Genomic DNA, 25,232 nt, shown 5'->3' on the forward strand with positions numbered 1-25,232 from the left:
ACGCTAGACCCGGCGCGCGGCCATTCTTTGAGTTTTTCGCTGGCGGCGCATTTCTCTAAAAGCGCATTACTCCGAGAGCGAATTGACATCGACATATAATCGCGGATGTGAGAGAGAACCTCGCCCGGCGCTGGGCGTGCCTCATCCTGGGCGGGGCGCTGCTGATGCCGTACATGATGGTCGGCGTGCTGATCACCGGCCTGGCCGGGCAGGGGACGGCCACCCTGATGCTGCCGGTCGAGGCGGGGGTGTTCGTGGCGGTGTTGCCGGTCGTCGCGATCACGGGCCTGTTCCTGCCGGTGCGCGGGCTGGCGGTGAGCGCGGCCCAGGGCCTGCTGGGGGCGCGGGTGGTGACGCCGCCGAGGCAGGCGCGCCGGTCGTGGCAGGAGCGGCGCCGCACGGCGGCCTGGTTCACCGCGCACCTGGCGGTGGGCGGCGTGGTCAGCGGGTGCACGCTGGCGATGGTGCCGTTCACGGTGTTCACGCTGGCGCAGCCGTTCGTCCCGGGGCCGACGGACGTGTTCGTGCTGCGCGTGGCCACGGGCTGGCCGGAGGCGGGGTGGGCGCTGATGGGCGTGGTCGGGCTGGCGGGGCTGGTGGCCCTGGTGGCGGGGGCCGGTGCGCTGCTGGCCAGGCTGGCGCCCGTCCTGCTCGGGCCGACGCCGGGTGAGCGGCTGGCGGCGGCCGAGGAGCACGCCCGCACCCTGGCCGAGCGCAACCGGCTGGCGCGCGAGCTGCACGACTCGGTCGGCCACGCGCTGAGCGTCGTCACCCTGCAGGCGGCCGCGGCGGGCCGGGTGCTCGACCGGGATCCGGCGACGGCGCGTACGGCGCTGGCCGCGATCGAGCAGTCGGCCCGTTCGGCGCTCCACGACCTCGACCACGTGCTCGGCGTCCTGCGTCAGAACGAGACACCGCCCGGGCGCCAGGACGAGCCGCCTTCCGGCGGGCGCACTCCGCACACCGCGCACGGGGCGCGGGGCGCCCGCGCGCCACAGGCCACGCTGGCCGATCTGGGTGAGCTGGTCGCCGGCTCGGGGGCGCGGGTGCGGCACGAGGTGGGCGACCTGTCGGGCGTCCCGGCGGTGCTCTCCCGCGAGGCGTACCGGATCGTCCAGGAGGCGCTGACCAACGCGCTCAAGTACGGGCGGGGGCCGGTGCGGCTGGCCGTCGGCGTCCAGGACGGCGACCTGCGGCTGGAGGTGAGCAACCCGATCGGCACGCGGGCCGGCCGGCCGGGCGGCAGGGGCCTGACCGGCATGCGCGAGCGGGTCCGGCTCCTGCACGGTGAGCTGGAGGCGGGCCCCGTGACCTCGCGTGCGGACACCGCGCCGGACGGCCGGCCCGAGGCGGGGGCCGTGGCCCCGGATGGGGGCGTCCCGGATGGAGGCGTCCCAGATGGAGGCGTCCCGGATGGAGGCGTCCCGGATGGAGGCGTCCCGGATGGAGGCGTCCCGGATGGAGGCGTCCCGGATGGAGGCGGTCGGGGCGAGCAGGGGTGGTGGCGCGTCTCGGCGCGGCTGCCGCTACGGTCAGGCGCATGACAGTCAGGATCGTGATCGCCGACGACGAGGACCTCGTACGCGCCGGCCTGCGCGTCATCCTCGACACCGAGCCCGGCCTGGCCGTCGTCGGCGAGGCGGCCGACGGGGCGGAGGTGGTGCCGGTGGTGCGCCGGGAGCGGCCGGACGTCGTGCTGATGGACGTGCGCATGCCCGCGCTCGACGGCATCCAGGCCACCCGCCGCCTGGTGGCGATGGCGGAGCCGCCGAAGGTGCTGGTGGTGACGACGTTCGAGAACGACGACCACGTCTACGACGCGCTGCGCGCGGGCGCCGACGGATTCCTGCTCAAGCGGACCCGGCCCGACGAGCTGGTGCGTGCCGTGAAGCTGGTGGCCCGGGGGGAGACGCTGCTGTTCCCCGCGGCGATCCGGACGCTGGCCGGCCGCCGGCCCACCGTGCCGGTGCCGGGCATCGACCGGCTGACCGGCCGGGAGGGCGACGTGCTGCGCCTGATGGCCCGGGGCCTGAACAACGGTGAGATCGCGACGGAGCTGACGCTCGGCCAGGAGACGGTCAAGACCCACGTCGGCAACGTGCTGGCCAAGCTCGGCGTCCGCGACCGCACCCAGGCCGTCATCGCCGCCTACGAGTCGGGCTTCGTGTCACCCCGCTGAGCCCCCGCCGAGCCCCCCGGCTGAGCAACCCGAGATCTCCGCGGCCGCACCCGGCTGGACGCCTCCGGGCTCACGCGCCCCGGGACGCCTCCAGGATGCGGGAGGCGGGCAGCAGGGAGGCCTCCGTGGCCGTCATGCCCGTGGCCGCCAGGTGGGCGTCCACCAACCGCAACCCCACCGCGTATCCCGCCATGTCGGGAATGCCACGCGGTTCGGCGCCGAACCGGGTCATGGCGGTGTCCCCCAGCACGTACGCGGGCGTGTGCATCATCCCGGCCAGATCGGCGTCCGCCATGATCTTCGCGTACGCGGCGTCGAACGCCTCCCCGGTGACCATCGACGACCACGGCCCCATGGCCTCGGGCCCCGACAGCTCCCGGACGAACGCCTCGGCCAGCCCCTCGGCGACCACGTGCTCGGCGACGGTCACGGCCGCCGGGTCCCACTCGACGCTCCGGTAGCGCACGTTGTGGTGGTACTCGTGCACCGCGCAGTGCGCGATCCGGCCGATCGTCTCGTCGGTGGGCCAGGCCAGCAGGTACAGCCATCCGGGCGAGCCGCCCATGCCGTAGTAGCCGCCGGCGACGCGCATCAGGTAGTCGTCGTCGGGGTTGCCGAGCATGAACATGACCTGCAGGGAGTCGCCCTGCGGCGCGTCCGCGAACCGCTCGCGGGCGCGGGTCAGCTCCCGCTCGACCTGACCGAGCACGTCGGCGTCGATCATGCGGTGGACCGCGTCGAGGTAGCGCGGGTCGTCGGCGTCCACCCGGAAGCCGGAGCCCAGGTGGTGGATGTCGACGATGTCACCCGGCATGGGAATGGCGGAGCGCATGGGCGCCAGCAGCTCCCGCAGAGCGTCCGGGCGCTGGTCCAGGGGCCGCTCCAGCAGGGCGGCCATGGCGGTGAGCGTGTCGTGCACGATGAACGTCATGCCGGGGACGCTAAAGCCTCACCCGACGTGAGGCTCAAGCCGGAAACGTCAGAGCGGCCCCTCGTCCAGCGGGTCCTCCCCCTGCGACGGGCCGGGCGTGCCCGGGCCGGATTCGGACGGCGACGGCGACGGGCTCGGGGACGGCTGGCGCGGGTCCGGCGAGACGGGGGTCGGCGGCGGGCTCGGCTCGAAGCTGGTCGGCGGCAGCGGCCGGGGCACCTGCTCGGTGTCGGCCCGGCCGAACAGCATCAGCAGCGCCATGACGGTGAGCAGCAGCACCAGCCCGGCCAGCACGAGCAGGGCCGCCAGGACCCGCTGGCGGGTCTCGGTCAGCGGCCTGCGGCCCGGCGGCGGCCCCGGCAGCGCGGGCGCCCGGTCGGTCAGCCAGTAGGGGACGAAGTCGGGCCCGTGCGCCGGCCCGATGAACGTGCCGCCCACCATGACCGGTTCCAGGAACCGTTCGGCCCCCGGCCGGCCCGGCGCGTACGGCACGGCCACCCACGGCGCCCGGCCCGTGTCCATCGCGATCACCTGGGGCGCGTCCTCCAGCACCGCGGCCCGCCCCCGCACGGCCCGCCCGAGCCAGCCGCGCACGCCGCTCCGCGTGGCCGTCTCCCTGATCGCGGTGACGAACCGCTCGCGCGCCGCCGCGTCGAGCGCCGCGCCGCGCGTCAGCACGGCCAGGGACACCGCGCGCCCGTCGGCCGCCTGTCCCAGGTAGACGAACCCGGCCGGCGCGGCGTGCAGGCGCGCCTGAACCACGAACGGCCCCAGCCGGGGAGGATCGCCGTACAGCAGCGGACTTGCCACGATTGCCATGAAAGCACAGACGTGGCGTGGTGCACGTTCGCGGCGCGTTTGGTGGAATGGGCCTCATGAGCGTCGCCGAAGAGTTGCCGGACGGAACCGACGCGGCCGTGCTGCGTCAGACCCTGGACGAGGTCCGCAGGGTCATCGTCGGGCAGGAACACATGGTCGAGAGGCTGATCGTCGCGTTGCTGGCACGCGGGCACTGTCTGCTCGAAGGGGTTCCGGGCGTCGCCAAGACCCTCGCCGCCTCCACGCTGGCCACCGTCGTGGGCGGCTCGTTCGCCCGGATCCAGTTCACTCCCGACCTGGTGCCGAGCGACATCGTCGGCACCCGCGTGTTCCACCCGTCCAACGAGAAGTTCGACGTCGAGCTGGGGCCGGTGTTCGTCAACTTCCTGCTCGCCGACGAGATCAACCGCGCTCCCGCGAAGGTGCAGTCGGCGCTGCTGGAGGTCATGGCCGAACGCCAGGTCACGCTGGCCGGCGTGACGCACCCACTGCCCAGGCCGTTCATCGTGCTGGCCACCCAGAACCCGATCGAGTCCGAGGGCGTCTACCCGCTGCCGGAGGTGCAGCGCGACCGCTTCCTGTTCCGGGTCCGGGTGCCGCATCCCACCGCCCACGAGGAGCTGGAGATCCTGCACCGGATGAGCGTCAAGCCGCCGGTGCCCGAGCGGGTGCTCGACCCGGAGCGCCTGCAGGCTCTGCAGGACGCCGCCGATCAGGTCTCGGTGCACCAGTTGGTCGCCGACTACGTCGTCCGGCTCGTCATGTCCACCCGCGCGCCGGCCGAGTACGGCCTGGGCGAGCTGGGCGAGACCATCGAGATCGGCGTCAGCCCGCGCGCCACCCTGGGCCTGGTGTCGGCCGGGCGCGCCCTGGCGCTGCTGCGCGGCCGCGACTACCTGCTGCCCGACGACATCCGCGACGTGGCCGTCGACGTGATGGCGCACCGGCTCATGCTCACCTTCGACGCCCTGGCCGACGGCGTCGACCCCGAGCAGGTCGTGCGACAGATCCTGCACGCCGTGCCCCCGCCCCTCGTCGTCTGGAACCAGCAGCGGTGACGACCCCGCCGACACCCCCACCGAGCACGCCACCCGCGCCCCGGCGGACGACGACGGCCGAGCAGGCGCTGCGCCGTCTCGAACTGAAGGTGATGCGAAAGCTCGACGGCCTGCTGCACGGCGCCCACCAGGGGCTGCTGCCCGGCCCCGGCAGCGAGTCCGGCGACAGCCGCGTCTACGTGCCGGGCGAGGACGACGTGCGCCGCATGGACTGGGCGGTCACGGCGCGCACCACGGTGCCGCACGTGCGCGACCTGATCGCCGACCGCGAACTGGAGACCTGGGCGCTGGCCGACCTGTCCCCCAGCATGGACTTCGGCACCGCCGACACCGACAAGCGCGACCTGGTCGTGTCCGCGGTCGGCGCCATCGGGTTCCTGTCGAGCCGGCTGGGCGACCGGTTCGGCGCGCTGGTGATCCACGACGAGCACGTGCACCGCATGCCCGCGCGCTCCGGCCGCCCCGCCCTGTACGGGCTGCTCCACTCGCTGATGGACGCTCCCCGCGGCCAGGTCGTGGCCGATCCGCCCGATCTGGCGGAGGGGATCGACGTGCTGGCCGCCGCCCGCCGGCGGAGAGGCATGCGGGTGGTGGTGTCCGACTTCCTCGACGCGCGGCCGGTGCTCGACCCCGGCGCGGAGCGGCCGTGGGAGCGGCCGATCCGGCGGCTGGCGGCCCGTCACCAGGTGCTCGCGGTCGAGGTGATCGACCCGCGCGAGCTGGAGTTGCCCGACGTGGGCCGGGTCGCGTTCGCCGACCCCGAGACCGGGAAAGTACGCGAAGTGCACCTTTCGCCCAAAGTTCGCCGCGCCTACGCCGAGGCCGCCGCGCTCCAGCGTGACGGCACCCGGGCGGCCCTGCGCCGCGCGGGCGTCGCGCACCTGGTGCTGCGCACCGACCGCGACTGGGTGTTCGACATCGCGCAGTTCGTGCTGCGCCAGCGCCGCACGGGCCACCTGCAGCACCGGAGGGCCGCCCCATGACCTTCCTGTCCCCCGGGTGGCTGTGGCTGTTCGTGCTGCCCACGCTGCTGGTCGCCGGCTACGTCGCCGCGCAGCTCGCCCGGCGCCGCTACACCGTGCGCTTCACCAACCTGGCGCTGCTCGACCTGGTGGCGCCGGCCGGGCCGGGCTGGCGACGCCACGTGGCGCCGCTGTTGTTCCTCGTCATGATGTCGCTGCTGGTGATCGGCGCGGCCAGGCCCGCCGACCAGGTGCGGGTGCCACGCGACCGGGCCACGATCATGATCGCCCTGGACGTGTCGCTGTCGATGGACGCCGACGACGTGCAACCCGACCGGATCACCGCCGCCAAGACGGCCGCCCAGGCGTTCGTCAAGGAGCTGCCCGACCGGTTCAACGTGGGCGTGGTGTCCTTCGCCCGCTCGGCCAACGTCGTCATCTCCCCCACGACCGACCACCAGGCCGTGGTGACCTCGATCGGCAACCTGTCGACCCGGCCCGGCACGGCGATCGGCGAGGCGGTGTTCAACGCGCTCGACTCGGTGCGCTCGTTCGACCAGGAGGCCGCCACCGACCCGCCGCCCGCCGCGATCGTGCTGCTGTCCGACGGCGACAACACCTCCGGCCGCTCGGTCGCCGAGGCCATCGAGTCGGCCAAGCAGGCGCGGGTGCCGGTCTCCACGATCGCGTACGGCACGCAGGAGGGCACCGTCAACATCGACGGCCGGCCGGTGAACGTGCCCGTCAACAAGCAGACCCTGCAGACGCTGTCCAAGGGCACCAGTGGCCGGGCCTACTCGGCCGAGTCGGGCAGCGAGCTGCGCGACGTCTACGAGCAGATCGGCACCTCGCTCGGCTACAAGCTGGTCGACCAGGAGGTCACGCAGGCGTTCCTGGTGGCCGCGATCGTGGTGGGGGCGCTGATGGCGGGCGCCGCCGTGCTGTTCGGCACCCGGATCCCGTAACGTCTAGGCCCGTGGCCCACTACTTCTCCGAACGGCCGGGCACGGCGAGCAGGCCCGGCAGCGTCGACCTGGTGCTGCCGGACCTGCACCTGCGGCTGGAGACCGACAGCGGTGTCTTCTCGCCCGAGCGGGTCGACGTCGGCACCCGGATCCTGCTGGAGACGGTCCCGCCGCCGCCGGCCGAGGGCGACCTGCTCGACCTCGGGTGCGGCTACGGGCCGATCGCGCTGACCATGGCCTCGCGCGCCCCCGGGGCGACCGTGTGGGCCGTGGACGTCAACCGGCGTGCCGTCGAGCTGACCGAGCGCAACGCCCGGACCGCGGGCCTCCACCACGTCAGGCCCGTGCACGCCGACGAACTGCCGGACGGGGTGACCTTCCGGGCCATCTGGTCCAACCCGGCCATCCGGATCGGCAAGCAGGCCCTGCACGACATGCTCACCAGGTGGCTGTCACGGCTGGCGCCCGGCGGCGTCGCCTACCTGGTCGTCCAGAAACACCTCGGCTCCGACTCCCTGCAGCGCTGGCTCGGCGAGCAGGGCTGGCAGGCCTCCCGCGAGGCCTCCCGGGCCGCCTACCGCATCCTGAAAGTGGAACGTTGAGAAGGCAACTCCGACCCACCGACGTCAAGCGGCTCAACCGCACCTGGCGGCGACAGACCGGCAACAGGCTCTCCCTGATCCTGGAGTCGGTGACCAGCCCGTTCAACGTGGGCTCGATCTTCCGCAGCGCCGCGGCGTTCGGCGTCGACCAGATCTGGCTCGCGGGCAACGCCACCCCGCCGACCAACCCGAAGGCGGGCAAGACCGCGCTCGGCACCGACCGGCTGGTCACCTGGCACGACCCGATGCCGGTCACCGAGGCGGTCAAGGCCGCCCGCGACGACGGCTACACCGTGCTGGCGATCGAGCTGACCGCCGAGGCGGTGCCGCTGCACCGGGCCGACCTCGGCCGCGACGTGTGCCTGGTGGTCGGCAGCGAGGATCACGGCTGCTCCCCGGCGCTGCTCGACGCCGTCGACGGGGCCTGCTACATCCCGCAGGTCGGCCGGGTCGGCTCGGTCAACGTGGCCGTGGCCGCCGCCATCGCGCTGGCCGAGGCCCGCCGCCAGGAGTGGCAGACCCTGCCCGATTCGTAACCATCTTCTTCACTGACGTTCTTCATCCACGGATCACTCGGAAGGCATACTTCAGGACGTGTACGCCCGCCGATTCGCTTTTCTGGACCATCCCGGCCCGCTGGCCTTCGCCCACCGCGGCGGCGCCGCCGAGGGCGCCGAGAACTCCGCGGAGGCCTTCGAGCGGGCCGTGCGGCTCGGCTACACCTACCTGGAGACCGACGCCCACGCCACGGCCGACGGCGTGCTGCTGGCCTTCCACGACCACACGCTGGACCGGGTGACCGACCGGCGCGGGCGCATCTCCGAGCTGCCCTACCGGGCGGTCAGGCAGGCCCGCATCGGCGGCGTCCACGAGATCCCGCTGCTGGAGGACCTGCTCGGCTCCTGGCCGGAGACCCGGTTCAACATCGACGTGAAGCAGGCCGCGGCCATCGCCCCGCTCGCCGAGGCGATCAGGCGGACCGGCTCCCACGACCGGATCTGCCTGACCTCGTTCTCCGACGAGCGCCTGGCGCTGGCCAGGGCCGCCATGGGCAAGGAGGTCTGCTCGGCGCTCGGCCCGCGCGGCGTCGCGGCGCTGCGGGCGGCCGCGACCACCTCCGGCTACGGCCGCCTGCTGACCCGCCTGTCGCGCGCCGGCGTGCCGTGCGCGCAGGTGCCGGTGGGCTTCCGCGGGCTGCGGGTCACCACCGGCCGCCTGGTCCGTACGGCACACGCCATCGGCATGCAGGTGCACGTGTGGACGATCAACGACCCCGACCGCATGGAGCAGCTGCTCGACCTCGGTGTCGACGGCATCATGACCGACAACGTCACCGGGCTGCGCGAGGTGCTCGACCGGCGCGGCCAGTGGCATCCCGGCCGCCTGGCCGCCTGACCGTGCGACAGCCCGACCGTCCGACCCCCTGTCCGACCGCCCGACCGGGCCCGGCCCCGCCGAGCCACGCCTGAGGAGCGACCCGACACCATGTCCGCATCCGCACCCCCCGCGGCCTCCGACCCCGCCTCCGAGCCCGCGGCCGCCCGCCGGCGCGAACAGCGCGGCTGGTACGTGTACGACTGGGCCAACTCCGCCTTCAACACCACGGTCATCTCGGTCTTCCTCGGCCCGTACCTGATCCCGGTGGCCCGCACCGCCGCCTGCGCCAAGGACTTCCCGGACGTGCCGGCCGAGACGTGCGCGAGCGACTTCGACCGGCTGGCCGCCGCCTCCCCGGGCCTGGGGTACGTGGACGTGCTGGGCTTCGACGTGCGCCCGGCGGCCTTCTTCGGGCTGGTGGTGACGATCTCGGTGTTCCTGCAGATCGTGATCCTGCCGATCGTGGGCGCGCTGGCCGACCACACCGGCCGCAAGCGGGAGCTGCTCGGCGGCTTCGCCTACGTCGGCGCGCTCGCCACCATGGGCCTGTACTTCGTCGAGGGTGACCGCTACCTGCTCGGCGGGGTGCTGTTCATCATCGCCAACCTGGCCTACGGCTCGTCCATCGTGGTCTACGACTCGTTCCTGCCGCAGATCTCCACACCCGACGAGCGCGACGCGGTCTCCTCGCGGGGCTGGGCGATCGGCTACCTGGGCGGTGGGCTGCTGCTGGCGCTCAACCTGGTGCTCTACCTGCAGCACGAGAGCCTCGGGGTGAGCGAGGGCATGGCGGTGCGCATCAGCATGATGTCGGCCGGCCTGTGGTGGGCGATCTTCACGCTGGTGCCGCTGCTGCGGCTGCGCAACCGGCCGGTCCCCGCGCACGAGACGACGGCGCTGCGCTCGGTGGGCGGCAGCTTCCGCCAGCTCGGCCGTACGCTGAAGGAACTGCGCCGCTACCCGCTGACGTTGCTGTTCCTGGTGGCCTACCTGGTCTACAACGACGGCATCCAGACGGTCATCGGCAACAGCGCGGCGTTCGCCGCCGAGGCGCTCAAGCTCGACAAGACAGTGCAGATCAGCGCGATCCTCATGGTGCAGTTCGTGGCGTTCTTCGGGGCGTTGCTGCTGGGGTCGCTGGCCCGCCGGCACGGCACCAAGCGCACGGTGCTGGGCAGCCTGGTGGTGTGGACGGCCATCGTGATCGTCGCGATGTTCGTCCAGGAGGGGCAGGCGCTGCAGTTCTATCTCATGGCGCTGGCCATCGCGATCGTGCTGGGCGGCACCCAGGCGCTGTCGCGGTCGCTGTTCTCGCAGGTGATCCCGAAGGGGCGGGAGGCCGAGTACTTCAGCCTGCTGCAGATCAGCGACAAGGGCTCGGCGTTCATCGGCTCGCTGACGGTGACCATCGCCCTGCAGCTGACCAACAGCTACCGGATCGCCATCGTCTCGATGATCATCTTCTTCGTGCTGGGGTTCGTGCTGCTGGCGATGGTCAACCTGCCGAAGGCCATCCGCGCCGCGGGCAACGAGGTGCCCGCGCGGATCTGACCGCCGCCCGACCCGGGCCCGTTCGAGGAGTCGGCCCTGCTGCGCCTGGACGAGCGGGGCATGATCAAGGACATCACCATGTGGGTCCGGCCGCTGCCCGCCTTCACCGCCCTGATGGCCGCCCTCGGGCCCGGCCTGGCGAAGGCGGCCGCCAGGCCCGAGGTCGCGCTGGCGGTCGCCGCCGCCACCGGGCCGCTGGCCGCGATGACCCGGCTCGGTGACCGCACGCTGGTACCGCTCCTGATCCGCCGCTGACCGCCACCGTTTCTTGAGGACCGCACAGCGGTGGGTGACGCCCTCCGAGGCCGTATCGAGCCCGTACGTGACCTTCTGAAGGCCGGTACGCGCCCGTACGAGCCCGCTGAACGCGCACGAGCCGTACGGAGCCCTCTCAGGGCCCCACGAGCCGCGGGAGCCACCCGAGGCGTCCCCGGCTCCTCGGGGTGGCGGCGGATCAGCGGGCGGCCCACACCGGGCGGCGGTGGACGCGCCCTGCCGAGTCCGTGGCGCAGTCGCCGACGGAGTGGGCGGCCCACAGCCCGGCGAACTCCGGGCTGCGCACCGTCAGCTCGCCCACCAGGCCAGCCAGGCCCGCGGGAGGTGTCCGGCGAGCAGAGCCCGCGCCTGTGTGCAGGCGGTCGAGGGTTCAGCGCACGGTCGTCCGCTCACCACGGAGGTCACTTCCGGCATTTCCTGACAGGTCCCGACGGGTGGGAAAGGCCGTCTCCCGTGGGGTTGTCGCGTCAGCCGGGGCAACTCCTGAGGGCCGAAGCGATTGGATCACCCCCCAGGTGGGAATCCCATCACGGTACCAAGCGTTAGACACCGTGGGAGACAGACCCCCCACGCATGGGGGCCCTGTAGGAGGCATTTAGACATGGGCGAGCGCGCACTTCGTGGCACCCGGCTCGGGGCAACCAGCTACGAGAACGACCGTAACACGGATCTGGCCCCGCGCCAGGAGGTGCCCTACACCTGTCCGAAGGGCCATAACTTCGAGGTTCCGCTCGCCGCCGAGGCCGAGATTCCCGCGACCTGGGAGTGCCGGATGTGCGGCGCGACCGCTGTCCGGGTCGACGGCGAGCAGCCGGAGTCGAAGAAGACCAAGCCACCGCGGACGCACTGGGACATGCTGCTGGAGCGGCGGTCCATCGAGGACCTGGAGGAGGTGCTCAACGAGAGGCTGGCCGTACTGCGTGCCCAGCGTCGCAAGAGCGCCTGATCCGATTCCACGGTGTGAGAGCCCCCGGGCACCAGCCCGGGGGCGCCTTCATGTCCGCGTCAGTCATGCGCGCCGTCCACCTCGTCAGTCGCACGCGCAGCACGAGCACGCGCAGCTTGAGCCGTCGGCGCAGCAGCCACAACCCTGCCAGCAGTCCTCGTCGCACAGGTAGCAGCGGGACGCACAGGAGCCGCTCCGCTTGCCACTCCATCGCGGCCGCCACAGACCACAGGTGAGGAAGGTGCCCACACCGGCCGCCGACCTGCGGATCCGGCCAGGCCGCCGATACGAGCCGGCGACGGCGGAGTGGCCGAAGGTCCGGTCCACCGCCCGCCGCACCTCCGTGACGAGCAGCACCTCCACCAGGTGCCGTTCCTGCAGCTCCAGATCCCGTACGGCCAGTGCGAGCCCGTGCGCGGCGTCGTCGCACAGCCGCCGCGCCTCCTCACGGGTGGTGCCGGTGACCGTCAGCGGGTTGAACACGCCCCGCGCGGCGTCCTGCGCCTGATCCTCCACGGCGTCGAGCAGGTGCGCGATCCGGCCGAAGAGCATGCCCGCCTCGGCCAGCGGCTCCGCGTTGCCGGGCAGCCCGGCGAGCACGGCCGTGTGAACGAACGCCGCCGCGACCGCCTCCTCCGCGGGGCCGGTCAGGTCGAGCAGCGTGACGCGCCCACCGGCGGCGCGGCGTTCCAGCTCCAACTGCCGGTCCACGGTCGAGACCAGCGTCGCCGTGTCGAAGCCGACCGCGGCGCCCAGTCGGGCGCCGCCCGCCTCCCAGCGGGTCGCGAGCAGCCGGCGGGCCGCCGCCGTCCCCGTGGCGGTGTCACCGTCGGCCGCGTGGTCCCGCAGCCGGCCCGCCGCCAGCACGAGTGACACCGCCGCCGCGAGCCGCGCCCCGTCCCCCGCCGCGTCCACCACGTCGGCGGCGCGGAAGCCGCGCAGCGGGCACGGCCCGGCGGTCCGGTGCGGGGAGGCGGCGGGAAGCTGGGCCTCGGTGAGGGCCGAGATGATCAGCGTGTCGTAGTTGGTGGCCAGCCGAGCGGCCTGCCCCTGCCCGTCCCGCAAGGTGAGGCACAGGCCGCACAGATGCGCCCGCCACGCCTCGCGCAGGGTCGGGCAGGCATGCGTGGAGCACGGACGAATGATGCCGAACACACGACCTCGCCGGGTTTGGACTGATTTCTACAGGTGATCGCAGGATCGTACTCGGAGGCGGTCGAGCGTCGTGTACGGGGCCCGCCCAAGGGGTGACCCGAGAGGGTGACTCGAGAGGGTGACCCGCCGGGGGGAGTGAGCCCCGGGCGGGGGAACTCACCGAGGGGTCAGTAGCCGAGCTTGCCGACCCCGGCGCCGGCCTGGACGGTGGCGGGGACCGTCGCCGGGTCGTCGAGGGCGTAGGCGTAGTAGGTCGCCGGCTCGACGACGGTGCCCATCGCCTCCGGCACGCCCGAGCGGTCGTAGATGTTGCGCCGCTCGACCACCCGGCCCGGCTCGCTCTCGGCGTAGCCGACGTGGACGGGGTGGGCGACGTTCTCGAAGTAGTTGCCCTCCACCAGCACGCCCGCGTTCTCCGTGGACGCCACGCCGTAGAGCGCGTTGTTCCGGTAGTAGTTGTTGAACACGTGCACCGGCTCGGCGAAGCGGACCCGCGGATGCCGCTGGTCTGTTCCGTCGAAGAAGTTGTGGTGGTAGGTGACCCGCAGCTTGCCGATGTCGGCCGTGTAGGTGTCGGAGTGGCCGAGCAGCAACGCCTTGCTGTGGTGGTGGAAGGTGTTCCACGAGACGGTGACGAGGTCCGACTCCCGCTTGATGTCCAGCAGGCCGTCCGTGCCGGCGGAGAAGTCGTTGTGGTCGATCCACACGTGGTGGGCCTTGTTGGTCACGCTGATGGAGTCGTCCTCGGCGCCGGTGAACCGGATGTTGCGGATGATCACGTTGTTGCCGGGCCGGGTGGTGGAGCCGAGTTGCAGCCCGCCGCCGGTGATCTCTGCGGTGGAGCCCAGGCCGAGGATGCTCTTGTGAGCCACCACGGTGATCATGTCGCTGATCCGGATGCTGCCGGAGATCCACAGCACGTACGGCCCTGGGCGGCCGGCGTAGTCCTTGAGCTGCGCGGCGGTGGTGACGGTGACGGACGGGCCGCCCGCGCCCCCGGTGGTCCCGTTCTGACCGTAGGCGTTGACGGAGGCGAAGCCGGTCACCGGCTCGGCGGCGCGCGCCTGGGCGGGTGGGGCGACGGGGCTCGTCACGACGGCGGCCGTGAGCAGGGCCACCACGGCGATCACCGAGGTCGGCACCGTGCGCCGGCGTGCCGGGGGCTCGGGCGCCCGGGCGGGCGAGGAGCTGGGAGCGGTTCCGGGGGGCATGGTCGCTCAGCTTTCTGTGCGGGACCGGGGGGACGTGCGGGCCGGACAAACGGGCGGGACGTGCGAACGGGCGGGCGGACGGGCGGGCGGACGGGCGGGCGGAGGGGCGTCCGCACGGTCGCGGGTGCGGGCGCCCCGGCTCCGCGTGGTCAGGCGCCGATCCTGCCGACGCCGGCGCCCGCGGTGACGACGGCCTTCACGGTGTTCGGGTCGTCCAGCGTGTAGGCGTAGAAGTCGCGGGCCTCCCGGACGCTGCCGCCGCAGTCGGGCTGGCCCGACTCGACGAACACGTTGTCGCGCGCGACGCACCTGCCGGACGGCCCGGCGTAGCTGTTGGTGACCGGCTCCTCCACCAGCTCGAAGTAGTTGCCCTCGACCAGGCATCCGGCGTCCGCCTGGCAGGCCACTCCGGTGTCGGTGTTGTAGACGTAGTAGTTGTTGTACACGTGCACCGGCTCGCCGAACCGCACCCGCGGGTTGCGCTGCGGCGTCCGGTCGAACCAGTTGTGGTGGTAGGTGACCATCAGCCGGCCCACGTCCTGCGCGGCGTTGCCGTCGGAGTGTCCGAGCAGCATGGTCTTGGTGTGCTGGTGCACGTGGTTCCAGGACACGGTGACGTACGAGGAGCCGCGCTTGATGTCGAGCAGCCCGTCGTAGCCGCAGCACAGGTCGTTGTGGTCGACCCACACGTGGTGCGAGAACATCTGCACGTTGATCGAGTCGTCGGTGGCGCCGCGGAAGACCAGGTTGCGGATGATGACATTGTGCACGGCGTCGGCGGGCGGCGAGGTGATCGCGTCGTCGGCGGGCAGGCCGATGTTGAGCCCGCCCCCGGTGATGCCGGAGCCGGAGCCGACGCCGACGATCGTCTTGTCGGAGGCGACGTTGTGCATCCCCGCCGGGACGGCGATCATCCCGCGGACGCAGATGTTCAGCGGGCCGCTCTGGCCGATCGCGGCGATCAGTTCGCTCGCCGTGTCCACCTCGACCGTGGGGCCGCCGGCGCCGCCGGTGGTCCCGTTCTGGCCCCAGGCGTTCACCGAGGCGAACCCGGCGGGCGTCCCCGAGGTGGGGCAGGTCCCCGGCGGCGGAGGCGTGACCGTGGGCGTGACCGGCGGCTGGCTCGGCCCGGCCACGTCGGTCACCAGCACGTCGTCGAACGAGGCGCTCGCGTAGTAACCGGCCAGCCCCGCCCGTCCGGAGGAGTAGGCGGCGTCCGTGGCCGAGACGACCTCGACGCCGTCGACGAAGCCGCGCAGGGAGGTGCCGAACGCCTCCAGTCGCAGGGTGTACCAGGTGCCCGGGGTGACGGCCGCCGTCGCGGAGGCCAGGGTGACCGGGCCGCCACCGGCGCGCTTGCCGAGGACGACGCCGCCGTCGCCCAGCCCGAGGAAGTAGTAGGCGCTGGTGCTCTGCGCCCTGGCCAGCACCGCGGCGTACCGGCCGGTGCCGTTGAAGGCGATCGGCTTCACCCGCGCCTGCACCGACTGGCCGCTCCAGCCGCTTCCCGCCACGGCCCTGGCGTCGGCGCTGGTGCCGGACTGCCGGTAGGCCCTGGAGCCGTCGGTGACCACCGACCAGCTCCCCCCGGACCTCGACCAGCCGGCGGCGTCGCCGTCCTCGAAGTCGTCCCCGAACAGCGTCGCGGCGGACGCGCTGGGCACCATCGCCAGCGCCCCCAGCAACATCGCGGCGATGGCCGCCGTCAACGCGGCGAGCAGTGATCCGGTCCTGGTCGCTGTCCTCTGTCGCACTGTGGAGCCTCCGCTGGCAAGCCGTGACCACGGAACCCGCTCGTGAACGGATTCCTTACTGGATGTGGTGCTGTGCGTCAGCTCGGCCGGGCTTGACCTCTTTATGCAACCGATTGCGGCGTGAGTCAATGCATGGCCCTGTGCAGTTTTGTTGCAGGGAAACGGCTCGACAACGGAGCAGGAGCCGGCCGAGCCTCAGGGGACGGCAGTTTCCTGCAAGCGATTGCAGCGAGCTACGACTCGCGGTCCTCGCGGATGACCTCGCCGTGCACGACCTTGCCCTGCACGACCTTGCCCTGCACGCCGTTGCCGGGAGCCCCCGGACCGGGGACGCGCGTGCCGCCCGCCGGCCGCCCGTCCTCGGACGCGCCCGGCTGCGTCGGGAAGAGATGCGCGTACGGCGAGGCGGCCGCCATCCGCCTGATCCTGCGCTCGAAGAACCAGGCGCCCAGGCGGCGCATCATCGGCCGGGTGGCCGGCAGCAGGCACGCCAGGCCGACGACGTCGCTCAGGAAGCCGGGCGTCACCAGCAGCGTGCCGCCCACCACGATGATGCCGGCGTCGGCCAGCTCACGCTCGGGCATCCGGCCCGACTGCAACGACTCCTGCAACGCCCGCCAGGCCCGCCGCCCCTCGCGGCGCACCAGCCAGGCGCCGAGCATGCTGACGGCGATGAGCACGGCCACGGTCGTCCAGCCGCCGATGACCTGGCCCACCTGAATGAGCAGCCAGATCTCCAGGACCGGGATGACCAGGAAGGCCAGGAAGAGCAGCAGCCGCATCATGTCCTCGTCTCCGCGCAGCGGGTAGGTACATCTGGAACAACGTCGGGCGGGGCCGGAGCGTTCCGGGTCAGCGGCGTCCGCCGCGCAACCGGGCGGGCAGCCCGGCGAAGCCCCACACCGCGATCCGCCAGAACGCCTCCACCATGATCTTGCGATTCATCTTGCTGGTGCCGACAGCCCGCTCGACGAACGTGATCGGCACCTCCACCACCCGCAGCCCGTGCCGGGCCGTGCGCAGGGTGAGGTCCACCTGGAAGCAGTAGCCCTCCGACTCGACGTCGGACAGGTCGAGCTTGTCCAGCGTGGCCGCGCGGTAGGCGCGGAAACCGGCGGTCGCGTCGCGGACCCCCAGGCCCAGCATGATGCGTGTGTAGACGTTGGCGCCCCGGGACAGCAGCTCGCGCGAGGCCGGCCAGTTGACCACCTTGCCGCCGGGCACGTAGCGCGAGCCGATCGCCAGGTCGGCGCCGCCGGCCACCGCCCGCAGCAGCCCGGGCAGCTCCTCGGGCTGGTGGGAGCCGTCGGCGTCCATCTCCACCAGCACGTTGTAGCCCTTGTCCAGGCCCCAGCGGAACCCCGCGAGGTAGGCGGCGCCGAGTCCCTGCTTGCCGGGCCGGTGCAGGACCTGGATGTGGTCGTCGGCGGCGGCCAGCTCGTCGGCGACCTCACCGGTGCCGTCGGGGCTGGCGTCGTCGGCCACCAGCAGGTCCGCGTCGGGGACGGCGGCGCGCAGCCGCTCGGCGATCAGCGGCAGGTTGTCACGCTCGTTGTAGGTCGGGACGATGACGAGCACGCGACCGAGACTCTCCATGATCAGTCTCTCCCCATCCGGTCTCCTCGCCTCCTGGCACCCCACATGGCGACGCCCGCCGCCGCCACACCCATCAGCGCCAGCGCCCACTCAGGCAGCGCGCCCACCCGGGTCGCGATCGTCGCCTGCGTGCGCACGGGCACCGTCACCACGGTCATGTCGGCGACGCGCTCGCGGGTCCGCCAGGAGACCTTACCGTCAGGCGTGACATATGCGGAGATCCCTGTGGTGGCGGCCGTGACGACCGCCCTGTTGTGCTCGACGGCGCGCAGCTTGGACATGGCGAGCTGCTGCGGCGGCAGGTTGGACAGGGCGTAGGAGGCGTTGTTGGTCTGCACCACGATCGGGGTGGCCCCGGTGCGGACGGTGCCCCGGACCGTGCCGTCGTAGGCGACCTCGTAGCAGTTGACGGCGCCGACCGTCACCGGGCCCATCCGCAGGTCGCCCGGCCGGGTGCCGGCCACCGACTGCCTGCCGACCAGGTTGGCCCGCTCCCACAGCGCGAGCACGATCTCCTTGAACGGGGTGTACTCGCCGAACGGCACCAGGTGCTGCTTGTCGTAGTAGGCGCCGGGGCCGGTGGCCGGGTCCCAGACGAGGCTGCGGGTGGCGCGGTGCTCGTCGCCGATGGCCACGACCGCGCCGACCAGCGTCGGCACGCCGACGTCCTTGACGGAGTCGTCGATGACCTGGCGGGCGTACGGGTCGCGGTAGGGGTCGATGTCGGTGGAGTTCTCCGGAAGCACGACCAGGTCGGGCCTGGGCAGCCTGCCCTCACGAACGGCCTGGGCGAGCCGTTTGGTCTCGTTGGCGTGGTTCTTCAGCACCACGGCCGGCTCGTCGCCGAGCACGTACATGCCCTCGCCGGGAACGTTGCCCTGGACGATGCCGATGTTGACGGTGCGGCCCTCGTCGCCGGGCCGCGGCACGGCCAGGCTGAGCAGGGGCACGGCCAGCGCCAGCCCGACCGCGCCGGCCGGCGCCCACCGCCGCGACCCGGGGCCCGTCCCTGTCGCCTGAGGGCCTGTCCCGGCCACCCGGAGGCCCGCCCCTGTCGCCTGAGGGCCCGTCCCGGCCGCCCGGGGGCCCGTCGCGCGCTCCGTGCCGTGCGGCGCCCGCCGCGGCGAGCCGCGCCGGGTCAGCGCCGCGTACGCCAGCAGTGCCCCGCACAGGGCGACCACGAACGACACCAGCGGGGCGCCGCCCAGCGCGGCGTAGCGCGTGAACAGCGACTCGCCCTGACTGAACGCCACCCGCGCCCACGGGAACCCGCCGACCGGGACGAGGCCGCGCGCCCACTCCATGGCGACCCACAGCCCGCCGAACCACACCGGCCACCACTTCAGCCGGAACACCGGCGCGGCCAGCGCCGCCATCACGGCGTAGAAGACGCTGGAGACGCCGACCAGCATCACCCAGACGTCGTCGCCGATCGTGCGCACCCAGGCGAGGGCCGGCAGCAGGAACACGACGGCGGCCAGGTAGCCCAGCCAGGCCGCCCGGCGGGGCCGGGTGCCGTGGAGGGCGGCGACGACCAGGCCGATGCCGAGCGGCGCGCAGGCCCACCAGTCGGTCGGCGGGAACGCCAGGAACAGCAGCGCCCCGCCCGCCATGGCGGCGGCCGCCCTGGCCAGCGTCATCCGCCGGGACTCGGGCGCTCCCCCGCGCCCCTTGACGGGCCGGGTCCTGCCCGCCCCGCCCGAAGCGTCGTGCACGCCCTCCCCCGCCTGGTCATGACCGGGCTCCCGCGAGGCGGGCCGCCTTCCTCTCTCGGCGGCCTCTTCGGGGCCGGCGGTGTCCTGCCGCGCGCCCGCGACGAGGCCGTGCGCGTCGGTGTCGTCCACCTGGTCCGTGGGGTGTGCCGGGGTGGCGGAGTCGCGTGCGGTGGCCGGGGTGGCGGCGGCCGGTGTCGCGCCCGACGGCGCCGGGGCGGCTGTGCCCGCCGTCGCGTCCGGTGGTGCGGGGGCGCTGGGGTGGTCGTCGGTCGGGCGGGCGCGTGACGACGGCTCACCGGGCGATGACCTGCCCGTCGTGGGCCGTAGGCCCGTGCTCTCCTGCGCCACTCCGCCCGCTCCTCGCCGCGCCTGCCCCGGGCACGCGCACGCCTGCTTCCGTCAACCGCAATCCGCAAGTCACGCCCCGAGGCCGAACCTGCTAGTCGAAACGGTACCGCTCCGAGGCGGCCCTCAGGTCGTCGTGGCACGGCCGATCGCGGAACGGGAGCCCCAGGTGTGTCGCCGGCGGGGAAAGGGCCGCCGCGCGAGGGGGCGGCGGGCCGGGCGGAGGGTGGGGGATCGCTGGTGGAGCCGGAGGCGGAGCGGCTGGGTGATCCCGCGGACGACGAGGCCGTGGGATCACCCGCGCTGATGGCGATCCTGTGCACGAGAGCGGGAAGAGGGCCCGGAAACCCTTCGGACCGGACCCGTCTCGTCGGCGGCGAGCGCGGAATTCCGTTGTCTACTGGGCTACCGGGCCCGTCCCGGGTCCAACCCCCCGCCCGGCTGGGGTGCCCCGACTCGACGGACCGACGGCCCTGCACCTGGCTGTGTGGACGGAGTCACGCTCCGTCACGGACGCAGGATCCGACGATGTCAGAGACGGCCAACCGGCCAAGTCCCGTGCTGGACTGCGCAGCAAACTACCGACTCCACCTCAGATGTCAACCGTGTCCCGATCAGCAGAAACATCAAGTTTTCGCAGGTAGGACATGCTTGGCGTGCGTCGCCAAAGCGGGTCAGAGCCCATTTGTCGACATATGTCCGCGCCGTGGCAGGTCGCCGAACGCCTCCCCCAGCGGCCTGGGCAGCGGCTCGTCGTACAGGACGCCGAGCCGCTGGGTGGCCCTGGTCAGCGCCACGTAGAGGTCACTCAGCCCGCGCGGCGACTGGGCGGCGATGCCGCCCGGCTCGGCCACGAGCACCGCGTCGAACTCCAGCCCCTTGGCATCCGTCACCCCCATCACCGCGACCGGCGCGTCGAGCGCCGCGGCTCCCCCGCCACGGCCGGTGCCGGGCGCGACGACCACGGCGCCGTCCACGGCGGCGCTCACCCGTTCGCCGAGCGGGCCGAGCAGCGCGTCGGGCACCACGACCGCGACCTTGCCGCCCTCGCCCACCTCGGCCTTGACCAGCTCGGGCAGCGCGGCGACCGGCGCGGTCCAGGGCCGCACGCCGCCCTCCCGGACCGAGGCGGGCGCACGCAGGGCCGGGTCGATGGCGGCGAGCACCCGGGCCGCCACCTCCATGAGCTCGACGGGCGTGCGGTAGTTGACGGTCAGCCGCTCCTGCCGCCAGCGTCCCGCCACGTACGGGTCGAGCACCTCGGCCCAGGACCGGGCGCCCGCCGCGGAGCCGGTCTGCGCGATGTCGCCGACGATCGTCATCGACCGGTTGGGCACCCGCCGCATGACGGCCCGCCACGCCATGGGCGACAGCTCCTGCGCCTCGTCCACGATGACGTGCCCGTAGGCCCAGGTGCGGTCGGCGGCGGCGCGCTCGGCGGTGGTGAGGTAGGGGCCCTGGCCGCGCTGGCGCTCGGCGAGACGTTCGGCCTCCATGACGTCGGACAGGCCCGTCAGCTCCAGCACCTCGCGGGCGTAGGCGAGCTCGGCCTCCCGCTCGTGCTCCTCGGCCTGCCGGGCCGCCGCGAGCTCCTCCTCGGCCTGCAGCGCGGTGGCGCGCAGCACCTGCTCGTCGATCTCGCCGAGCTGTTCGGCGGCCTCGTCGAGGAGCGGCACGTCGGACTCGGTCCACTCCGACGCGCGGCCCGGGTCGCGCCGGAGCAGCGCCCGCTCCTCGGGAGTCAGCCCGGCGGCGGCGTGAGCGAGCCGCTCGGGCGAGCCGTACAGGCCGAGCAGCAGGCGCTGCGGGGTGAGGTACGGCCAGAGCCGGTTGAGCGCGGCCTTGACCACGGGCTCGGTGCGCAGCTCCTCGCGCAGGTCGGCCAGCTCGTCCTCGTCGATGAGGCCCCTGCCGAGCTTCTTGGCGGCCTGGCGGGCCAGGGCGTTCAGCACGGACCTGACGAACACGGCGCGGGCCTGGTTGTGCGGGCGGCGCGAGCGGCTCGCCTTGTGCCGGGCGGCGTCCAGCATGGGGCGGTCGATGGTGAGGGTGTAGCGGCCGAGGGCGAGCTCGACGGGCTTGCGCGGCATGCGCTGGCGGTCGCGCACGGCCCGCGCGATCACCTCGGCCATGCGCGTGTCGCCCTTGACCGCGGCGACCTCGGGCCGTTCGCGGGCGGTGGCGGTGAGTCCGGGGTAGAGCTCGCCGACCGTGGACAGCAGCACGTCCGTCTCGCCGAGCGAGGGCAGAACCTGCTCGATGTAGCGCAGGAACGTCGGGTTGGGGCCCAGGATGAGCACGCCGCGCCGGTCGAGCCGCTCGCGGTGGGTGTAGAGGAGGTACGCGGCCCGGTGCAGGGCGACGACGGTCTTGCCGGTGCCGGGGCCGCCCTGGACGACGAGGACGCCGTTGAGGTCGGCGCGGATGACGCGGTCCTGCTCGGCCTGGATGGTGGCGACGATGTCGCGCATGCGGCCGGTGCGCCGCTCGTCCAGCGCCGCCAGCAGGGCGGCCTCGCCGTTGAGCGTGGCGCGGTCGTCGTCGCTCAGCGCGTCGAGGTCGAGCAGGTCGTCGTCCACGCCGACGACCGTGCGGCCCTTGGTCTGCAGGTGGCGGCGGCGGGTGACGCCCATGGGCGCGGCCGGGGTGGCGCGGTAGAACGGCTGCGCCACCGGGGCCCGCCAGTCGATGAGGAGCCGGTCCTGCTCGTCGTCGGTGAGGCCGATCTTGCCGATGTAGAGCAGGCCCTCGTCGACGTGGTCGAGCCGGCCGAACGCCAGTCCGCGCTCGACTGCCCACAGGCGGGCCAGCCGGGAGGCGTACATCTCGGCGAAGGTGTCGCGTTCGGAGCGGTTCTGCATCGTTCCCACCGCCCCGGTGGCCAGCACCTCCTTGAGCTGCCGCTGGGTGCGTTCGCGCAGCGTGTCGAGGCGCTCGTAGAGGCGGGTGACGTGGTCCTGCTCCCTGGCGAGCTCTGTTTGACGAGTTCCCGCCAGACCATTATTGTTGTTAATGGGACACTCCGGGCCATTCTGCTTGTTGTTACGACAAACGACGACATTAGCATGCCCGTCGAGGCACTCCTATTCTTGCGCCCTTTCAGCGCCCCACACCGCACCGCTCGCTGTCACGGCTTGGTTTCACCTCTTGACCTCGGGCCCCGGGATTCCTTACCTTCACCTCAAGTTAGGAAAGTTTCCTAACTCTTGAGCGAAGGGGGACGTGTGAGCAGTCCTGTGCCGGGGACCCCGAGCCTGCTCCGCGCGATCAACGACCGCGCGGCACTGCAGGCGCTCCTGGAGCGGGGGCCGCTGACCCGCCCGGAGATCGGCGCCCTGACGGGCCTGTCCAAGCCGACCGCGTCCCAGCTCCTGGCCCGCCTGCAGGAGGCGGGGCTGGTGGTGCTCGACGGCATCAGGGAGGGCCTGCCGGGCCGTACGGCGGAGCTCTACCGGATCAACCCGGCGGCGGCGTACGCGGGCGCGCTCGACGTCACGCCCGGCCGGATCGAGGCCCGCATCGCCGACATCACGGGAACGATCGTCGGCGAGCACGTCCTGCCCACCCCCCGCCGGCCGCCCGGCGAGCTGGTCGACCGGCTGAACGCCGCCCTGGCCGGCGCCGGCCCGCCCGGCCCGCTGCGGCAGGTGGTGATCGGCGTGCAGGCGGCGATCGACCCGTCCACCGGCCGGCTCGGCTACGCCACCGCCAAGGACATGCCGGGCTGGCACATCCCGGACCTGGTGCCCACCCTGTCCCGGGGGCTCGGCGTGCCCGTCGCGGTCGAGAACAACGTCAACCTCGTCGCGCTCGCCGAGCAGGCCCACGGCGCCGCGCACGACCACCCCGACTTCGTGCTGCTGTGGGCCGACGAGGGCATCGGCTCGGCCCTCGTGCTCGGCGGCCGGATGCACCGCGGCGCGACGGGCGGCGCGGGCGAGGTCGGGTACATGCCCACCCCCGGCGCGCCGACGGCCCGCGAGGCCGGCCGGTTCGCCAACCACGGCTACCAGGCGCTCACCGGCGGCCAGGTCGTGCTGAAGCTGCTGCGCTCGTACGGCGTGCGCGGCACGGACTTCCGCCAGGCCGTCGCCAACGCGGTGCGCGCGGCGCAGGGCGCCGGCCCGCGGGCCGACGACGCGCGGGCCGGGCTGCGCGACATCGCCGCCCGGCTGGCCGTGGGCCTGGCCGCCATCACGTCCGTCGTGGACCCCGGCCTCATCGTGCTGACCGGCGGCGTCGTGCTGTCCGGCGGCCAGACCCTGCGCGAGCTGATCGAGCACGAGCTGCACGCGCTCACCATCCCCCGCCCCCAGGTGCGGCTGTCGACCGTCGACGGCAACCCCGTGCTCGCCGGGGCGCTCGACCTGGCCCTCGCCACGGCCCGTGACGAGGTCTTCCGTTCCACGGTAGTCCCCACATGATCAGGAGGCACCCCCCGTGCGCTTCGTCCCCCTCGCGGTCGCCGGCCTCACGGCCCTGGCGCTGACCGCCTGCACAGCGGGCAAGGAGGCGGCGCCGTCGCTCGGCGCGCAGCCCAAGCCCTCCGGCACGGCCTCGCAGGCCCTGCCCGCCGCGACCCTCGAACTGTGGCACGGCTTCTCCACCGACGCCGAGGTCAAGGCGTTCGAGGACGCCATCGCCGGCTTCAACAAGAAGTTCCCGCAGATCAAGGTGAACGCCACCAAGGGCGTCCAGGACGACCAGATCACCCAGTCCATCCGGGGCGGCAAGGCGCCCGACGTGGCGGCCTCCTTCACCACCGACAACGTCGCCCAGTGGTGCAGGTCGGGATCGTTCCAGGACCTCACCCCCGTCATCAAGCAGGACGGCATCGACCTGACGGTGCTGCCGGAGGTGTCGCGGACCTACACCGAGTTCGAGGGCAAGCGGTGCACGATGCCGCTGCTCGCCGACGCGTACGGCCTCTACTACAACAAGGCCCTGATGAAGGGCGAGCAGCCGCCCAAGACGCTGTCGGAGCTGACCGCGCTGACCAAGAAGCTCACCGTCCGCGACGCGAACGGCGACATCAAGGTGGCCGGGTTCGTCCCGAGCTTCCAGTACTACGAGAACTCCCCCAGCCACATGGGCCCGATGGTCGGCGCCACCTGGTACAACCCCGACGGCACCTCGGCGATCGGCTCCGACCCGGCCTGGAAGCAGTTGCTGACCTGGCAGAAGGAGCTCGTCGACTGGTACGGCTACGACAAGCTGGAGAAGTTCCGCAAGAGCCTCGGCGACGAGTGGAGCGCCGAGCACCCCTTCTTCAAGGGCAAGGTCGCCATGATCCTCGACGGCGAGTGGCGCAATGCGATGATCGCGGGCGATCCCAAGGCGAAGGACATGGACTACGGCACGGCCCCGCTGCCGGTCGCCGACGACAAGCCCGACCTGTACGGCAGCGGCTTCACCGCCGGCACCGTGATCGGCGTGCCGAAGGGCGCCAAGCACCCGCAGCACGCCTGGGAGCTGGTCAAGCACCTGACCACCGACACCGGCTCGCTGGTGACCCTGTCGAACGCGCTGCGCAACGTGCCGACGACCAAGGCCGCCATGGAGTCGCCGGACCTGGCCGAGGACGCCAACTTCAGGACGTTCCTCGACATCTTCGCCCACCCGAAGACCTCGACGCTGCCGGCCAACGTCAACAGCGTCTTCAACCAGGAGGCGCTGTCCACGTTCCTCGCCCGGTGGGAGAAGGGCGCGGTCACCGACCTCGACGCCGGCCTGAAGAGCGTGGACAAGCAGATCGACGACAAGCTGAAGCTGTCCGGGGGCTGATCCGCG

General features: G+C 72.8%; 23 protein-coding genes. 13 read left to right on the plus strand and 10 right to left on the minus strand.

What is annotated here, in order from left to right; translation table 11 throughout:
- Positions 1 to 107 precede the first annotated feature (107 nt).
- Together FHU36_RS23580 and FHU36_RS23585 are read left to right on the plus strand one after the other, a co-directional pair.
- Positions 108 to 1,544, plus strand: a complete 1,437-nt coding sequence (locus FHU36_RS23580; protein WP_312891769.1) for a sensor histidine kinase — start codon at positions 108 to 110, stop codon at positions 1,542 to 1,544.
- The gene (locus FHU36_RS23585; RefSeq protein WP_185086074.1) at positions 1,541 to 2,179 is read left to right on the plus strand and encodes a response regulator transcription factor; all 639 of its coding nucleotides are present in this window, start codon (positions 1,541 to 1,543) and stop codon (positions 2,177 to 2,179) included. Before FHU36_RS23580 ends, FHU36_RS23585 begins: the two co-directional genes overlap by 4 nt.
- A gap of 70 nt (positions 2,180 to 2,249) precedes the next feature.
- Here FHU36_RS23585 and FHU36_RS23590 read toward each other — a convergent pair whose 3' ends face one another.
- Together FHU36_RS23590 and FHU36_RS23595 are read right to left on the minus strand one after the other, a co-directional pair.
- Entirely contained in the window at positions 2,250 to 3,110 is an 861-nt protein-coding gene (locus tag FHU36_RS23590) for a DUF2268 domain-containing putative Zn-dependent protease (protein ID WP_185086075.1), read from the minus strand.
- A 48-nt stretch (positions 3,111 to 3,158) separates the two neighbouring features.
- Positions 3,159 to 3,929: a hypothetical protein gene (locus FHU36_RS23595; RefSeq protein ID WP_185086076.1), complete on the minus strand. Its 771-nt coding sequence runs from the start codon at positions 3,927 to 3,929 to the stop codon at positions 3,159 to 3,161.
- Between the two features lie 56 nt (positions 3,930 to 3,985).
- On the opposite strand from FHU36_RS23595, the gene FHU36_RS23600 reads away from it, so the two are divergent.
- From FHU36_RS23600 to FHU36_RS23635, 8 genes are all read left to right on the plus strand, one after another.
- On the plus strand, positions 3,986 to 4,987 hold the full coding sequence (locus FHU36_RS23600; RefSeq protein ID WP_185086077.1) for an AAA family ATPase: 1,002 nt from the start codon (positions 3,986 to 3,988) through the stop codon (positions 4,985 to 4,987).
- A 92-nt stretch (positions 4,988 to 5,079) separates the two neighbouring features.
- Positions 5,080 to 5,970, plus strand: a complete 891-nt coding sequence (locus FHU36_RS23605; RefSeq protein ID WP_246502809.1) for a DUF58 domain-containing protein — start codon at positions 5,080 to 5,082, stop codon at positions 5,968 to 5,970.
- On the plus strand, positions 5,967 to 6,914 hold the full coding sequence (locus tag FHU36_RS23610; RefSeq protein ID WP_185086078.1) for a VWA domain-containing protein: 948 nt from the start codon (positions 5,967 to 5,969) through the stop codon (positions 6,912 to 6,914). Before FHU36_RS23605 ends, FHU36_RS23610 begins: the two co-directional genes overlap by 4 nt.
- A gap of 11 nt (positions 6,915 to 6,925) precedes the next feature.
- Positions 6,926 to 7,516, plus strand: a complete 591-nt coding sequence (locus FHU36_RS23615) for a class I SAM-dependent methyltransferase (protein ID WP_185086079.1) — start codon at positions 6,926 to 6,928, stop codon at positions 7,514 to 7,516.
- Complete coding sequence (locus tag FHU36_RS23620; protein ID WP_185086080.1) at positions 7,513 to 8,052, plus strand: TrmH family RNA methyltransferase; 540 nt, start codon at positions 7,513 to 7,515, stop codon at positions 8,050 to 8,052. The genes FHU36_RS23615 and FHU36_RS23620 overlap by 4 nt, the downstream gene beginning before the upstream one ends.
- Before the next feature lie 58 nt (positions 8,053 to 8,110).
- The gene (locus FHU36_RS23625) at positions 8,111 to 8,911 is read left to right on the plus strand and encodes a glycerophosphodiester phosphodiesterase family protein (RefSeq protein WP_185086081.1); all 801 of its coding nucleotides are present in this window, start codon (positions 8,111 to 8,113) and stop codon (positions 8,909 to 8,911) included.
- A 90-nt stretch (positions 8,912 to 9,001) separates the two neighbouring features.
- On the plus strand, positions 9,002 to 10,444 hold the full coding sequence (locus FHU36_RS23630; protein ID WP_185086082.1) for an MFS transporter: 1,443 nt from the start codon (positions 9,002 to 9,004) through the stop codon (positions 10,442 to 10,444).
- Positions 10,445 to 10,504: 60 nt separating this feature from the next.
- Entirely contained in the window at positions 10,505 to 10,699 is a 195-nt protein-coding gene (locus FHU36_RS23635) for a hypothetical protein (RefSeq protein WP_185086083.1), read from the plus strand.
- Between the two features lie 199 nt (positions 10,700 to 10,898).
- On the opposite strand, the gene FHU36_RS45830 is transcribed toward FHU36_RS23635, so the two are convergent.
- Complete coding sequence (locus FHU36_RS45830) at positions 10,899 to 11,021, minus strand: hypothetical protein (RefSeq protein WP_221496540.1); 123 nt, start codon at positions 11,019 to 11,021, stop codon at positions 10,899 to 10,901.
- Between the two features lie 300 nt (positions 11,022 to 11,321).
- Here FHU36_RS45830 and FHU36_RS23645 point away from each other — a divergent pair, with 300 nt between their 5' ends.
- Positions 11,322 to 11,666, plus strand: a complete 345-nt coding sequence (locus FHU36_RS23645) for an RNA polymerase-binding protein RbpA (RefSeq protein WP_101786769.1) — start codon at positions 11,322 to 11,324, stop codon at positions 11,664 to 11,666.
- An 84-nt stretch (positions 11,667 to 11,750) separates the two neighbouring features.
- Here FHU36_RS23645 and FHU36_RS23650 read toward each other — a convergent pair whose 3' ends face one another.
- The 7 genes from FHU36_RS23650 to FHU36_RS23680 all read right to left on the minus strand — a co-directional run bounded on the left by FHU36_RS23650 (position 11,751) and on the right by FHU36_RS23680 (position 22,438).
- Positions 11,751 to 12,821 (minus strand): DUF5685 family protein, encoded by a 1,071-nt coding sequence (locus FHU36_RS23650; protein WP_185086084.1) that lies wholly within the window; start codon positions 12,819 to 12,821, stop codon positions 11,751 to 11,753.
- Between the two features lie 167 nt (positions 12,822 to 12,988).
- Positions 12,989 to 14,032 carry a pectate lyase family protein gene (locus FHU36_RS23655; protein ID WP_185086085.1) on the minus strand — a complete coding sequence of 348 codons (1,044 nt, stop codon included), beginning with the start codon at positions 14,030 to 14,032 and terminating at the stop codon, positions 12,989 to 12,991.
- A 149-nt stretch (positions 14,033 to 14,181) separates the two neighbouring features.
- Positions 14,182 to 15,786 (minus strand): pectate lyase family protein, encoded by a 1,605-nt coding sequence (locus tag FHU36_RS46505; protein WP_221496541.1) that lies wholly within the window; start codon positions 15,784 to 15,786, stop codon positions 14,182 to 14,184.
- Between the two features lie 233 nt (positions 15,787 to 16,019).
- Complete coding sequence (locus tag FHU36_RS23665; RefSeq protein WP_246502548.1) at positions 16,020 to 16,571, minus strand: FxsA family protein; 552 nt, start codon at positions 16,569 to 16,571, stop codon at positions 16,020 to 16,022.
- 67 nt (positions 16,572 to 16,638) lie between these two features.
- Positions 16,639 to 17,382: a polyprenol monophosphomannose synthase gene (locus FHU36_RS23670; RefSeq protein ID WP_185086086.1), complete on the minus strand. Its 744-nt coding sequence runs from the start codon at positions 17,380 to 17,382 to the stop codon at positions 16,639 to 16,641.
- Positions 17,383 to 17,384: 2 nt separating this feature from the next.
- Positions 17,385 to 19,445, minus strand: a complete 2,061-nt coding sequence (lnt, locus tag FHU36_RS23675) for an apolipoprotein N-acyltransferase (RefSeq protein ID WP_185086087.1) — start codon at positions 19,443 to 19,445, stop codon at positions 17,385 to 17,387.
- Between the two features lie 671 nt (positions 19,446 to 20,116).
- Positions 20,117 to 22,438: a helicase domain-containing protein gene (locus FHU36_RS23680; protein ID WP_221496799.1), complete on the minus strand. Its 2,322-nt coding sequence runs from the start codon at positions 22,436 to 22,438 to the stop codon at positions 20,117 to 20,119.
- Between the two features lie 228 nt (positions 22,439 to 22,666).
- Here FHU36_RS23680 and FHU36_RS23685 point away from each other — a divergent pair, with 228 nt between their 5' ends.
- Both FHU36_RS23685 and FHU36_RS23690 read left to right on the plus strand, forming a co-directional pair.
- Positions 22,667 to 23,866: an ROK family transcriptional regulator gene (locus tag FHU36_RS23685; protein ID WP_185086088.1), complete on the plus strand. Its 1,200-nt coding sequence runs from the start codon at positions 22,667 to 22,669 to the stop codon at positions 23,864 to 23,866.
- Between the two features lie 16 nt (positions 23,867 to 23,882).
- Complete coding sequence (locus FHU36_RS23690) at positions 23,883 to 25,226, plus strand: extracellular solute-binding protein (protein WP_185086089.1); 1,344 nt, start codon at positions 23,883 to 23,885, stop codon at positions 25,224 to 25,226.
- Positions 25,227 to 25,232: the final 6 nt, after the last annotated feature.

Origin of the sequence: Nonomuraea muscovyensis (genome assembly GCF_014207745.1) — a bacterium.
Lineage (GTDB): Bacteria > Actinomycetota > Actinomycetes > Streptosporangiales > Streptosporangiaceae > Nonomuraea > Nonomuraea muscovyensis.

Coding starts and splice junctions, on each gene's coding strand:
- FHU36_RS23630 (WP_185086082.1), top strand. CDS start 9,002: ATGTCCGCATCCGCACCCCCCGCGGCCTCCGACCCCGCCTCCGAGCCC.
- FHU36_RS23610 (WP_185086078.1), top strand. CDS start 5,967: ATGACCTTCCTGTCCCCCGGGTGGCTGTGGCTGTTCGTGCTGCCCACG.
- FHU36_RS23605 (WP_246502809.1), top strand. CDS start 5,080: ATGCGAAAGCTCGACGGCCTGCTGCACGGCGCCCACCAGGGGCTGCTG.
- FHU36_RS23645 (WP_101786769.1), top strand. CDS start 11,322: ATGGGCGAGCGCGCACTTCGTGGCACCCGGCTCGGGGCAACCAGCTAC.
- FHU36_RS23585 (WP_185086074.1), top strand. CDS start 1,541: ATGACAGTCAGGATCGTGATCGCCGACGACGAGGACCTCGTACGCGCC.
- FHU36_RS23595 (WP_185086076.1), bottom strand. CDS start 3,929: ATGGCAATCGTGGCAAGTCCGCTGCTGTACGGCGATCCTCCCCGGCTG.
- FHU36_RS23590 (WP_185086075.1), bottom strand. CDS start 3,110: ATGACGTTCATCGTGCACGACACGCTCACCGCCATGGCCGCCCTGCTG.
- FHU36_RS23670 (WP_185086086.1), bottom strand. CDS start 17,382: ATGGAGAGTCTCGGTCGCGTGCTCGTCATCGTCCCGACCTACAACGAG.
- FHU36_RS23635 (WP_185086083.1), top strand. CDS start 10,505: ATGATCAAGGACATCACCATGTGGGTCCGGCCGCTGCCCGCCTTCACC.
- FHU36_RS23600 (WP_185086077.1), top strand. CDS start 3,986: ATGAGCGTCGCCGAAGAGTTGCCGGACGGAACCGACGCGGCCGTGCTG.
- FHU36_RS23665 (WP_246502548.1), bottom strand. CDS start 16,571: ATGATGCGGCTGCTGCTCTTCCTGGCCTTCCTGGTCATCCCGGTCCTG.
- FHU36_RS23655 (WP_185086085.1), bottom strand. CDS start 14,032: ATGCCCCCCGGAACCGCTCCCAGCTCCTCGCCCGCCCGGGCGCCCGAG.